Annotated in this window: 8 protein-coding genes; 2 read left to right on the forward strand and 6 right to left on the reverse strand. The window is 57.5% G+C overall.

The annotated features are described in order from the left end of the window. Window positions 1–10: 10 nt before the first annotated feature. The 4 genes from glgB to ADJ74_RS01075 form a co-directional block, all read right to left on the reverse strand. Window positions 11–2458 (reverse strand): 1,4-alpha-glucan branching protein GlgB, encoded by a 2448-nt coding sequence (gene glgB / locus ADJ74_RS01060; protein WP_050341228.1) that lies wholly within the window; start codon window positions 2456–2458, stop codon window positions 11–13. A 32-nt stretch (window positions 2459–2490) separates the two neighbouring features. Further along, window positions 2491–4935 carry a glycogen/starch/alpha-glucan phosphorylase gene (locus ADJ74_RS01065; RefSeq protein ID WP_253271732.1) on the reverse strand — a complete coding sequence of 815 codons (2445 nt, stop codon included), beginning with the start codon at window positions 4933–4935 and terminating at the stop codon, window positions 2491–2493. 133 nt (window positions 4936–5068) lie between these two features. Beyond that, window positions 5069–6175: a glucose-1-phosphate adenylyltransferase subunit GlgD gene (gene glgD / locus ADJ74_RS01070; RefSeq protein WP_050341234.1), complete on the reverse strand. Its 1107-nt coding sequence runs from the start codon at window positions 6173–6175 to the stop codon at window positions 5069–5071. Window positions 6176–6201: 26 nt separating this feature from the next. Next, complete coding sequence (locus ADJ74_RS01075) at window positions 6202–7356, reverse strand: glucose-1-phosphate adenylyltransferase (protein ID WP_050341236.1); 1155 nt, start codon at window positions 7354–7356, stop codon at window positions 6202–6204. 452 nt (window positions 7357–7808) lie between these two features. On the opposite strand from ADJ74_RS01075, the gene rpsT reads away from it, so the two are divergent. Continuing rightward, window positions 7809–8075: a 30S ribosomal protein S20 gene (gene rpsT / locus ADJ74_RS01080; RefSeq protein WP_040572641.1), complete on the forward strand. Its 267-nt coding sequence runs from the start codon at window positions 7809–7811 to the stop codon at window positions 8073–8075. Between the two features lie 49 nt (window positions 8076–8124). On the opposite strand, the gene ADJ74_RS01085 is transcribed toward rpsT, so the two are convergent. Beyond that, complete coding sequence (locus tag ADJ74_RS01085) at window positions 8125–9288, reverse strand: MFS transporter (protein WP_172664496.1); 1164 nt, start codon at window positions 9286–9288, stop codon at window positions 8125–8127. Window positions 9289–9423: 135 nt separating this feature from the next. On the opposite strand from ADJ74_RS01085, the gene ADJ74_RS01090 reads away from it, so the two are divergent. After that, window positions 9424–10602, forward strand: coding sequence for an MFS transporter (locus tag ADJ74_RS01090; RefSeq protein ID WP_050341241.1), 1179 nt, complete (start codon window positions 9424–9426; stop codon window positions 10600–10602). A gap of 57 nt (window positions 10603–10659) precedes the next feature. On the opposite strand, the gene ADJ74_RS01095 is transcribed toward ADJ74_RS01090, so the two are convergent. Further along, window positions 10660–12447, reverse strand: a complete 1788-nt coding sequence (locus ADJ74_RS01095) for a M48 family metallopeptidase (protein ID WP_050341243.1) — start codon at window positions 12445–12447, stop codon at window positions 10660–10662. Window positions 12448–12903: the final 456 nt, after the last annotated feature.

Consider the following 12903-nt stretch of genomic DNA (forward strand, 5'->3'; position numbering starts at 1 on the left):
GGTATGCAGGTTATACCTTAGCGGCGCGTGCCTTCTTGGGCGCGGACTCCGTATCCTGCACTGTCTTGCGCGCGGTCTTTTTAGCGGCGGTCATGCCCGTTTTCTTCTTGCCCGTTTCGGTGTCCTTCACCGCCGTTTTTACGCCGCGTGCGGATGCGGTCTTCTTCACGGTCTGCACCGCGTCCTCATCCTTCTTCGCCGCCGTACGCTTTGTTGCGGTGCGCTTCTTAGGCGCAGCCGCGGTCTCCGCCGCAGCAGTTGCCGTCTTGGCGGCAGGCGTGCGTTTCTTCGGGGTCTCCGCCGCAGCGTCGGAGGCAGCACTCTTCGTCGCGCGCTTCTTCGTCGCGGCAGATGTGGTCTTCGTCGCCGTGCGCCGCTTCGGTGCTGCCTTTGCCTCAGCCTCAGAGGCGTCCTTCTTGGCGGCAGTTTTTTTCGGCGCGGCCTTCTTCACGGCCACCTTTTTCTTGTCCACCGTCTCCGTGCCACGTCCGCCGGCACGCCGACGCTCGGCAACGACATCGGTCTTGACCGTCTCACTGATCGGCGTTCCTGCCCCGCTCTGCCCCTTCAGACGATAGAACACCGTCGCAAGAGGCGGAACAGTGATGACGATGGACTGGTCGCGCCCGTGGAACGGATAGTCCTCGCTGGCGATATCGCCCGCATTGACAACGCCGCTCCCACCAAACTCCTCCAGATCGGAGTTGAACACCTCGACGTAGGTGCCCTTCGTCGGCACACCGATGCGGTAGCCGTGGCGCACCTCAGGGGTAAAGTTATGGACGCAGACGAGGAAATCGCTGCGCTCCTCGGCGCGCCGCACAAGGGCGACGACGCTGTTCTCATTGTCGTTGCAGTCGATCCACTGGAAACCGTTCCAGTCGAAATCGACCTGCCAGAGTTCCTTGTTATCGACGTAGAATTTGTTCAGTGCTTTGGAGTATGCGAGCATCTTCGTGTGCATCGGGTACTGCTCGACAAGATGCCAGTCAAGGCTGTCGTCGAAGTTCCACTCGATGAACTGCCCGTACTCACCGCCCATGAAGAGCAGCTTCTTGCCGGGATGTGCCATCCAGTAGCCGAAGAAGCCGCGCAGCCCCGCGAATTTCTGCCAGTAGTCGCCCGGCATTTTGCTGATGAGCGAGCACTTGCCGTGCACGACCTCATCATGCGAGAGCGGCAGGACGAAGTTCTCGGAAAATGCGTACATGAGCGAGAAGGTGAGTTTGTCCTGATTCCACTTACGGTAGATCGGGTCGAGGCTCACGTAGTCGAGCATATCGTTCATCCAGCCCATGTTCCACTTGTAGTTGAACCCCATGCCGCCCATGTAGACGGGCTTGGAGATCAGCGGCCACGAGGTGGACTCCTCGGCGATCATGAGTGCCTGCGGATGATACTTGAAGATTGTCTCGTTGAGTTTCTTCAGGAACTCCATTGCCTCGAGGTTGCCCGTGTCGCCGTATTTGTTCGGCTGCCACTCGCCATCCTTGCGCCCGTAGTTGAGGTAGAGCATATTCGCGACCGCGTCGATGCGCAGGCCGTCGATGTGGAACTCCTCGAACCAGAACAGCGCGTTCGAGATGAGGAAGCTCTGCACCTCCGTGCGCCCGTAGTCAAAGTTGGTCGTGCCCCACTCCCAGTTTTCCGCGCGCTGCTCATTGTCGGACTCGTAGAGATTCTTTCCGTCGAAATGGCGCAGTCCCTGCTCATCCTTGCAGAAGTGCCCCGGCACCCAGTCCATGATGATGCCGATGCCATTCGCATGGGCGGTATCGACGAGGTAGCGGAAATCGTCAGGCGTGCCGTAGCGGCTCGTCACAGCGAAGTAGCCCGTCGCCTGATACCCCCATGACCCATCGTAAGGGTGCTCGCAGAGCGGCATGAACTCGATGTGGGTATAGTGCATCTCTTTGACATAGCTGATGAGCTGATCCGCCATATCGCGGTAGGAGAGATACTCACTGTCCAGTGTGCGCCGCCACGAGCCCGCGTGCACCTCGTACGTGAGCATGGGGCGCTCGTAGGAGGACTCGTGTGCCTTCTTTTCCTGCCACGCTGCGTCCTTCCACTCATAGTGGTTCATGTCATAGGTGCGGGATGCGGTCTGCGGTTTTTTCTCCGCATAGAACCCGTAGGGATCTGCCTTCATAATGCGCGGTCCGCCCCACTGCGGCTCGATGGCGTACTTGTAGATCTCGCCCTCGCCGAGTCCCTCGACGAAGGTCTCCCAGATCTCACCGTCTCTGATCCGCTGCATGGGCTGCGCATTGGCGTCCCAGTCGTTGAATCCGCCGACAACACTGACGGACTTTGCATTCGGCGCCCACACGGTAAAACGGACGCCGCGTTTGCCGTCCCGTTCGATGAAGTGCGCGCCTAGCATTTCCTGTGCGTGATAATTCGTCCCCTGATGAAAGAGATAAAGATCAAACTCACTGAGTGCCGACGTCTTCATAAAACCCCTCCTATTTGCCCCCGAATACGCTGTTAGGAGATGATCAAAGGCTTGATGTCCCAGATATCCCGTGCGTATTCGTCAATCGTACGGTCAGACGAGAAGCGGCCGGAGTACGCGACGTTCATCGCCGCCGTACGCGCCCAGCTCTCCTTGTCAAGGAACCGCTTCATCACCTCAACGCGTGCTTCATCGTACGCATTGAAGTCCTTCAAGATAAAGAATTCATCGTTCGCGTGCAGGAGATAATCATACAGCGAACGGAAATCTCCATAGGTACCGTCGATGAGCTGATTCAGCACATTGCGCACCTTTTCATTGGTGTTGTACTCATCCCACGCCGAGTAATTCCCGTTTGCATAGTAGTCCATGACCTCCTCGGCGCGCAGCCCGAAGATGACGCAGTGCTCATCGCCGACTGCCTCGCGGATCTCAACGTTGGCTCCGTCCAGTGTGCCGAGCGTAATGGCACCATTCATCATGAACTTCATGTTGCCTGTACCCGAGGCCTCCTTCGACGCCGTCGAGATCTGCTCGCTGACGTCCGCCGCCGGATAGACCAGCTCGCCGATGGAGACGCCAAAATTCTCGATGAAGATCACCTTCATCATGTCGTTGAGCGAACGATCCTTGTTGATGCGATCGGCAACGGCATTGATGAGACGAATCGTCTCCTTTGCGATATAGTAGCCCGGTGCTGCCTTTCCTCCGAAGAAGTAGGTCACGGGCAGCGTGAGATAGTTTTTTTCCTGCTTTGCACGCTGGTAGCGGTACATGATGTGCAGGATATTCATCAGCTGACGCTTGTAGGAGTGGATACGCTTCACCTGAATGTCAAACATGGAGTCCGGGTTCAGATGCACGCCGTTGTGCGCCTCGATGTAGCGTGCCAGCCCCTCGCGGCGCAGATGCTTGATCTCCATCAGACGCTTGCGGAAATGCGCATCCTCGACAAAGGGATGCAGTCCGTCCATCTGCTCCGGGTGGCGATGCCATGCACGTGAGCCAAGCACCTCGTCGATCAGAGCCGTCAACTCGGGGTTCGCCCCCATCAGCCAGCGGCGATGTGTGATGCCGTTCGTCTTGTTGTTGAACTTGCGCGGCGTGTACTCGTAGAAATCATGCAGCGTCGTCGACTTGAGGATGTCCGTGTGGATCTTCGCCACGCCGTTGACACTGTGCCCGCCGACAATGGAGAGCCGCGCCATGTGTACGACGCCGTCCTGGATGATGGAGAGGGCACGTACCTTCTCCTCGTCGCCCGGATAGCGGCGGCGCACCTCCTCGAGGTGACGGCGGTTGATCTCGTCGATGATCATGTAGATGCGCGGGAGCAGCGGACGGAACATATCGACATTCCACGTCTCAAGTGCCTCAGGCATGATCGTGTGGTTCGTATAGGCGATGGTGTCGCGCGTAATTGCCCACGCATCCTCCCACGTCAGTTCCTCATCATCGACCAGCACACGCATCAGCTCTGCCACGCAGAGTGCAGGATGCGTATCGTTGATATGGATGCCGATCTTTTTGCCAAAGTCGTAGATGCTCATGCCCGTTTTCTTGTAGTGACGGACGATGCTCTGCACGCCTGCCGAAACGAAGAAATACTCCTGAATGAGACGCATCCGCCGCCCCTCGAACGTGCTGTCGTCGGGGTAGAGATAGCGCGTGATCGACTCGACAAAGTCGCGGTATTGATTGCGCTGGTGGATCTGCTCCTGGGTCAATGTCACGTAGTCGGAGAAGTCGCGGTTGACCTCGGCGTTCCACATGCGCAGCGTGTTCACCGTCGCATCGTGGTAGCCGACGATCGGCACATCGTACGGTACCGCCATGACAATCATTGGATCCTCATGGACGAGCTCCAGCTTTCCGTCTACCTCACGCATGTAGGCATTTCCGTAGAACTTCACATCGACGGACTTATCGGGCTTGCGGTACTCCCATACGAAGCCGTCGCGCAGCCAGTTGTCAGGCAGCTCCACCTGATTGCCGTCGACGATCTTCTGTTCAAAGAGACCGTACTGATAGCGAATGGTGCAGCCATGCCCCGGGTAATGGTGTGCAGCGAGCGAGTCGATGAAGCAGGCGGCGAGGCGGCCGAGGCCGCCGTTGCCGAGCCCCGCATCCGACTCTTCCTTGTAGGCATCCGAGAGCTTCAAATTGAACTCCTGCAGAACCTCCTTCATCGCCTCCTCAATGCCGAGGTTGATGAGATTGGAGCGCAGGAGCCGACCGAGCAGAAACTCAATGGAAAAATAGTAGATCTGCTTGACGCACTTCTGCGTGTACTGCCGATTCGTCTTGATCCAGTTGTCCGAAATGGACTGCTTCGCCGTCGTCGCAATCGTCTTGTAAATTTCGGCTTCGGTCAGCTCGTCGAGACCCCGCCCGAAGAGAACGTGCGCCGTTGTGATAAAGCGGCTCTTCAGGATCTTCTTCATCGTTTCGTAAGACTTCCCTGCGGGTCTTACCATCTGTTCCTTATGTGCCAAAACGTCCACTCCTTTTCCAAAGCCCCGAGAGTTCCCTCACTCCGTTCCTGCCGAAGGCAGGCATCCCCTAAAGCAAACCAGAAGCCGCAAGCGGCTTCTGACAAGTCCTATACGTCTATATCGTCGCATTTTTGCGTATCACGAGCGGGTATTCCATGGCTCCCTTCAACCACTTGTCCGCTGTGATGACGACATTCTTATCGCAGATGACGTTCTCGACGAGCGCGCCATTCTGGATGTCGCATTTCTGCATGATGATCGAGTTGCGGATCTTCACCCCGCGCCCGACGGTCACACCGCGAAACAGGATGCTGTTCTCCACCTCGCCGCGTATGATGCAGCCGTTTGCGATGAGAGAGTTCTCCACCTTCGCCGTGTCCTTGTACTGGACGGGGACGCCGTCCTTGATCTTCGTATAGATCGGACGCTCGCCCATGAAGAGCTCCTCCCAGACCGACGGATCGAGAATCTCCATGTTTGCGCGGTAGTATGTGGACATCGAATCCACATGCGCCATATAGCCGTCGTGCGCGTAGGCAAACATCGTGTAGTTCGCAGCGCGGCGGATGATGCCGTCGAGCAGGAACCTCTGCCCGCCGTGCTCGTAGGCATAGCGGACGCACTCGACAAAGACAGCCTTCTCCATCAGGTAGACACCCATGGAGACCTTCATCCCCTCGTAGGCGACAGGCTTTTCAGTAATATCGAGAATCAGCCCGTTCTCCGCTGTCTCAAGGACCACATTGCTGCCCGTGTTCTCATCCTCAGTCGTATGCGAGACGAGCGTGATGTCCGCGCCCGTATTCTGATGGAAGCGCAGCACCTTGTCAAAGTCCACATTGTAGACGAAACTGCCGTTTGCGAGCAGAATATAGTCTGCCGAAGCATGCTCGATAAAGTCGAGGTTATGATAGAAATTCTTGAGATCGCCCTTGCGCTGCTGCGTATCATCAGGCACTGCAGGAAGGTAGAAGAGCCCATCGTGGCGGCGTGCCAGATCCCAATCCTTGCCGGAACGCAGATGATCGAGGACAGAGCGCGGCTCATCGGGGAGCATCACGCCCACCTTGTGTATGCCGGAATTGACCATGCTCGACAGGGCAAAGTCAATCAGGCGATATCGTCCGGCAAAGGGAATGGATTCCACCGCACGGCGGTCGGCAAGCTCACGAATCAGCGAGCCGTCCTCCTGCAGATTGATCAATCCCATGATAGTATTCATCGTTTCACCTTTCCATTCCCCGCAGTTCAGCCGACCTGTTGTTCACTCTCGGCAGCTGTCACCGTCTCCCCCTCGGGGATCACGGTGATCTGTGACTGCTCACCAGCGACCTGTGCACCTGCGTCGACCGTGACGTTCTGTGCCAGGATGGCGTAGTCCACCACAGCATCCGCACCGACGCGCGCCGAGGGCAGGAGAACGGAGTTGCGTACCACGGCCCCCTTGGCAACGCGTACACCCGGGAAGATCACAGAGTTCTCGACGGTTCCGAGGATCATCGAGCCCTCACTGATCATCGAGCGCACGATCCGTGCTTCCTTGCCGACGAACTGGGGCGGCATCGACGGATTGAACGAGTAGATGCGCCACTTGCCCGACAGCTCAAACGGAGGCTCGTCCTGCAGGAGATCCATGTTCGCCTGCCAGAGGCTCTCAATCGTACCGACATCCTTCCAGTAGCCGTTGAATGCGTACGAATACAGGCGTCCGCCATCCGTCAGCATCTTTGGAATGATGTCCTTGCCAAAGTCGTGGCTGGATGTCTCGCTCTTCGCATCCGCCGTGAGATATTTCTCCAAATAGTCACGGTTGAAGATATAGATGCCCATCGACGCAAGATTGCTCTTCGGTTTCGCGGGCTTTTCCTCGAACTCGATAATGCGCCCGGTCTCGTCCGTGTTCATGATACCGAAGCGCGGCGCCTCATCCCACGGTACCTCAAAGACACCGATGGTTGCCTCGGCCTTCGTCTTCTTGTGCTGCTCGAGCATCCACGCATAGTCCATTGTATAGATGTGATCGCCCGAGAGGATGAGCACGTAGTCGGGATCCGACATATCAATGAAGTTAAGGTTCTGATAGATGGCATCCGCCGTACCGCGATACCAGTCCGCACCCTTCTCGCGTGCATACGGCGGCAGGACGAAGAGCCCTCCGTCGCGCTTGTCGAGGTCCCATGCGCTGCCCGAGCCGAGGTACTGGTTCAGCTCAAGCGGACGGTACTGCGTCAGCACGCCGACGCGTTCAATGCCGGAATTCACGCAGTTGCTCAGTGGAAAATCAATAATGCGGTACTTCCCGCCAAACGGAACGGCGGGCTTTGCGACGCGCTTCGTCAGTGCGCCGAGGCGGCTGCCTTGCCCGCCTGCCAGAATCATTGCCAAGCATTCAATCTTTCTCATAGGACATTCTCCCCTCACGGATACCGGGCGGTATCCCCACCATGTATGCAATGGCTGATCGACAAAGTCTACGGTGCACTTGTTCGACACGCCATGTTTCTGCCGATTTGAAACGCATTTCAGCTTCTTTTCCACGCATTTCTTTTCGTATTCTCTCCCCATGCTTATTGTTTCATAGGATAGGTATTCGATACACGAAAAGAAATTTCCTGCCTTTTTCTTTCAATTTTCAAAAAAATTTTTGAAAATGCGTGACGTTTCGCCCTCTCTATATCATTTATCGTAGCATGATTATAATATATGGTTGTCGGAATGGCAAGCGCAGAAACAATAATAAATTGAATACAGCGCTCAAGACAAACCTCCCTATAGCGTCCCGAAAAAAATATTGCATTTTATCCGTCCGTATGATAGAATGACGCAGTACATTTTTCATTGAGGAGGTGAACAATTTGCCAAACATTAAGGCATCCATTCTGAGTGTAAAATCTGACGCCAAGCGCCATGCACGCAATGTTGCGGAAAAGACGCGCGTCCGCCGTGCCATCCGCAGCGTCAACGATGCTGTTGCTGCCGGCAACGCAGATGAGGCGAAAACCCTCCTCGTCGCAGCATACAAGTCCATCGACCAGGCTGCTGCAAACAACGTCTACCACAAGAACGCTGCAGCACGCAAGAAGTCACGCCTTGCCAAAAAGGTCAACGCGCTGGCACAGTAAGGATAGAAAAAACGCCATTCCATACGAAATGGCGTTTTTTTGTATCCATTTATTTGATGCGTTTGAATACATAGAACCCAATCGCTGCCTGCAGGATGCTGAGCAGGGCGAGCATGGCAAAGGCCGTCTGCAGTGTTGTGATCGAGGAGACGAATCCGATGGCGGCAGGTCCAGCGAGAATGCCGAGGTATCCCATGGTGCTGACGGCGGAGACCGCCGCACTGACCGGCATGACATTCTGTCGCCCCATCAGGGAGAAGAAGACGGGCACGATGTTCGCGCTCCCGATGCCGATGGCAAAGAAGCCAACATAGAGCAGCGCATCTGCGGGGGCAAACATGACGAGCAGAATCCCGCCAAACGCGAGCAGTGCCCCCCCGACGGCAACGGGAAGCGCACCGATGCGCTGGACGACACGGTCACCGAGAAAGCGCATCGTAAGCATCGCGGCAGAGAAGACGGAATAACCCGTGCCAGCAAGCGCAAGATCCATGCCGCGTACCGTGGTCAGGTAGACGCCGCCCCAGTCCATCACCGCTCCCTCGCTGAGGAAGGCGATGAACGCCGTCATGCCGACAAAGACGATGATGTCGCGCGGCAGTGCGAGCAGTGCGCCGCCTCCCCCGCCATAGGGAATCAAATGGCGTCCGAACACTGCCGTCAGGAGAAGGATGAGCCCCGCCGCAATCGCCGTCGACTGAAATGGCGTAAGACCGAGCAGCCCGACCCATACGCCGTAAAGTCCCGCACCGACAAAGCCGCCGAGGCTCCAGAAGGCGTGCATTCCGCTCATGATGCGCCGTCCGATGCCCTTTTCTACCAGTACGGCGACGATGTTGACCACGACGTCAATACAGCCCATCACCGCGCCGAAGATAAGCACGATCGGCACGGCAAGCGAAAGTGCGTCCACGCATGAGACGAGCAGAAGAATTGCCGCAAAGAGGATCGAGGCCGTCATGACGACGCGGCGGCATCCGAGCCGCATGGCGAGTGCGCCCGAGAGCGGCATCGTCAGGAGCGAGCCGACACCGATGCAGAGCAGCAGCATCCCGAGCACATCGTCCCCCACCATCAGCCGCTCGCGCAGGAGCGGGACGAGCGGCGCCCACGTTGCTGTGCCAAAGCCTCCGATGAAGAAGAAGGCACGTGCCGCGTGCACCTCGCGCATCCCAATTTCTTTTTTCCTTGTATCCCCCATGATGCTCCCCATTTCGCTGCACCGTCCAAAACTCACGCCATTCTATCATAGAAATAGAAAAAAGCAAGCTGCGTTTCTGGACAGATATGGTATTGCACTGTAGGATTACAATAGATATAGTATCTCACGGATAAAGAGGATGATGGCATGAACGAACCGGCAGTAAAGGAAGCACTCTGGACGCGCGAATTTCTGGGCATGAGCCTCGTCAGCTTCCTCATCTATCTGACCCAATACGCGATGATCGCGGCACTTCCCATTGTCATGATGCAGGAGTACGGAGGCGGCGACGTCGAGGCAGGTCTCGCCATGACCTTCTTCCAGATCGGAACGGTCGCTGCTCGTCCCTGTGCGGGCATTCTCATCGACGCCGTCAACAAGCGGCGGCTCATGATCGTCATCAGTGTCCTGTTCTTCATCGTTATGGCACTCTTCCTCGTCGCCTCGGCGATCTCCATGCTCTACGGCCTGCGCCTCCTCCACGGCGTCATCTTTGCCGTGGCGACAACGACAGCGGCGGCACTCGCGGCACTGATCCTCCCGCCATCGCGCAAGGGTGAGGGCATCGGCTACTTTGCTCTCTCCACCAACCTCGCGATGGTCGTTGGCCCCATGGTTGGCCTGCTCATCATGGAACATTTTTCGAGCACGGCGCTCTTCGCTGCACTCAGTGCACTCGCCGCGCTCTCCATCGTGATGAGCACGATGCGTCTGCCCGATGCCGTCATTCTGCCGCAGGGTGCACGACGCCGCCTCTCCGTCCAGACGTTTATCGAGCGACGCGCGCTCGCGCCCGCCCTTATCGCGGGGATTCTCTTCTTCGCCTACGGCAGCGTACTCACCTTTATCCCGCTCTATACGCGCAGTCTCGGGCTGTCGGCAGAGACGAGTCTCTTCTACGCCTGCTATGCGGGGGCGATTCTTGTGACGCGTCCCTTTGTCGGACGCATCTTTGACCGCATGGGGCCGGACTATACGGTCTACCCGGGTGTACTTCTCTTTGCCGTGGGTATGGCGCTCCTCGGCAGCATCACGGGGCTCACGGGACTGATCGGTGCAGCCCTGCTCCTCGGCGCAGGGTTCGGCGCGGTCACGCCTGCGCTGCAGACGCTCGCCGTGCGCAGTGTCCCCGCATCGCGTGCCGGTGTCGCTACTGCGACCTACTTCTGGTCGCTTGACATCAGCGTCGGGCTTGCTGCCGCAGGGCTCGGCATCGTCGCCGTCACGTACGGCTATGCGTTCACCTACCGCATCGTGGATGTTGTCGTCGTCATCGTCGCCGCACTCTGCTACACCATTTGGCGGCGCATGGGGAAAAAGGAATAAGGATACGTCAAAGCGGCTGTTGTACGAAGAAATCATACGTACAGCAGCCGCTTGTTACTACATCCCACTCTCCTTTTTCTGCTCCGCCTCTGCTTCCCTCGCCTTCTTCTCTTCCTTTTTGCGTTCCTTGTAGGCACGCGCATCGATTTTTTCCAAATAGCTGTCGGGGATGCGGGCGACCGCCTTCGGTTCGACCGCATAGAGTTTTTTGTAGTAGTCCTCTGCCGCATCACCGTTGCCCATCTCATCGTAGATCTCTGCGGCGATCAGATACCCATAGGGGCTCTTTGCATCCACCTCGATCGCCTTTAATGCGTCGGCGAGTGCGCCGTCACGCTCACCGAGCATGCGCCGTACATCCGCACGGTTGACCCACGTGAGAACGTCCGTCGGGGCATCGGCGACACCGCGGTCGGCATCGGCGTGGGCGCGGTCAGCGTCGCCCAGCACAGCATAGGCACGCGCACGAATGACATAGCTGAGGGCGGGCTTGTCGTCGTGCGCCGCACCGAAGACACGCGCCATCAACATGAGGGCACGCGTTCCGTCGCCATAGTCACTGTAGGCGTCGCTGTTCTCGCGTATTTTATCTATCGCCTTCACATCGGCGGCCTCAACCGCCGCACGCTCCGCCTCGCGTTCTGCTGCACGCGCCTGCTCCGTACTGCGCAGCCTCTCCCGTGCACCGCTCGCTGCCTCTCTGGCGTACGCATCCCCAACGAGAGCGATGAGCTGTGCCCCCGCCTTGGCTTTCTCCACCAGGGGCAGGAGTGCCGCATTGATCCGGGCGTCGCCGCGCATCGATACGCCGCCGCCGCGTGTCAGACCGAGCCCCCAGTCCGCCGCCGTATCATAGTCGTGAAAGGCACGGGCCAATGCGCCTGCAGCGAGATAGGCGTTCTCGGGACTGTTGTCGTAGTCCTCATCCGTCTGCGTCGCCGTGAGAAGCGGCGTCCCGTCGATGCAGATCGTCCGCCGATCCGCCACCGTCACGTGCCCCGCACTGTATGCCGTAAGCATCTCCGCGAGCTTTGCCTCACGCCGCTCTGTCGCAGGATGATCGGAGAAATCGTCCTGCGGGAGATCCTTGTCCTTTGGGTTCTGGTACTCGCGCAGATCCTGGGTCACATACGTCAGATAGTAGCCCATGCGCGCCATCGCCGCCGCCCCGCCGCCGGGGTTGAAGCCCGCACTCGTCATGATGTGGAAGCCGCCCTCGTCGGCCTCGTACTCTGTGGGAAGCGTGATATTTTTAGCAATAGAGTAGCCCGCCAGTGCATTGAGCTTGTTCCAGTCCATCAGCCCCGCATCCATGTTGAGAAAACTCAGCCCATAGTACTGCGCCGCCGCCTTCGCATAGTTGTGTGCACTATGCTGGCGGATGCCGTGCGTCATCTCATGCCCGAGCACCGCAGCGAGCTCATCCTCGCTGCCGTTCAGCCCACGGATCAGTCCGCGGTTGATGCTCACATAGTCCGTCGGATAGCACGCCGCGTTAAAGATGGGACTGTCGTTCACCGCCCAGACAAAGGGAAGCGAGTTCACGCGGAGCACATAGTCTCCGTCACGCACAAGCCGCTGCATCACACGATCGACAAGCGCAATATCACTTGCATTTCGTGCACGGCCGTTTTCCTCTATATCCTGCAGCTCGCTCTCATGCTGCGCGTGAACATCGTTGCCGAGTGCGAGCACCGCACCGAGTGCCGAGTGGTACGCGCCGAGCACGCCGAGTGCCTGCGCCGCAATCCCCCACGCGTCAATCGCCTCCGCGCGCATCGGCGAGATCAGCAGTCCGCCTCCGATCACGAAGGCGGAGCATGCTGCGAGAATTTTCTTTCGCATCCGATCACTTCCTTTGATTGGCACTATACCATAACAATCTTATTTTCTGCTGAAAGCTGTTTGGGGCAGAGGAGCGACGGAATGAACCCATGATATAGATACGTAAATCCAGTATATCCCTCCTCTCCAACAAAAAAGACAGCGCAGGGCTGTCATATATGATATAATGCATTTAGGTGCTGCCAAGACGGTAGGCGGTCAATCTTAGCCCCTGAAGGGGGGCGAAGCCTATGGAACTATACGACTTTTTGGCGTTAGTATTCATGGTGACGATTTGCATCGTTGCATTAAAGGCATAAGAAAGCCCGCCTCCGGCATCCAATCGTAGGCGGGTTTTCTTAACTCAAATCTAGGTTGGGGCTGACCGTCTACCGGCAGCACCTTTTCTGTCTCTATTATATGACACATTCCCGCTGCCGTCAACTCCTATGCGTAGTCCGTCACGCCACCGTAAGT

This window comes from Selenomonas sp. oral taxon 478, assembly GCF_001189555.1.
Taxonomy (GTDB): Bacteria; Bacillota; Negativicutes; order Selenomonadales; family Selenomonadaceae; genus Centipeda; species Centipeda felix.

What these genes read in the sequence shown, in the direction of transcription:
- glgB (WP_050341228.1), bottom strand. Translation starts at nt 2,458, where the DNA reads ATGAAGACGTCGGCACTCAGTGAGTTTGATCTTTATCTCTTTCATCAG.
- ADJ74_RS01065 (WP_253271732.1), bottom strand. Translation starts at nt 4,935, where the DNA reads ATGGTAAGACCCGCAGGGAAGTCTTACGAAACGATGAAGAAGATCCTG.
- glgD (WP_050341234.1), bottom strand. Translation starts at nt 6,175, where the DNA reads ATGAATACTATCATGGGATTGATCAATCTGCAGGAGGACGGCTCGCTG.
- ADJ74_RS01075 (WP_050341236.1), bottom strand. Translation starts at nt 7,356, where the DNA reads ATGAGAAAGATTGAATGCTTGGCAATGATTCTGGCAGGCGGGCAAGGC.
- ADJ74_RS01085 (WP_172664496.1), bottom strand. Translation starts at nt 9,288, where the DNA reads ATGGGGAGCATCATGGGGGATACAAGGAAAAAAGAAATTGGGATGCGC.
- ADJ74_RS01090 (WP_050341241.1), top strand. Translation starts at nt 9,424, where the DNA reads ATGAACGAACCGGCAGTAAAGGAAGCACTCTGGACGCGCGAATTTCTG.
- ADJ74_RS01095 (WP_050341243.1), bottom strand. Translation starts at nt 12,447, where the DNA reads ATGCGAAAGAAAATTCTCGCAGCATGCTCCGCCTTCGTGATCGGAGGC.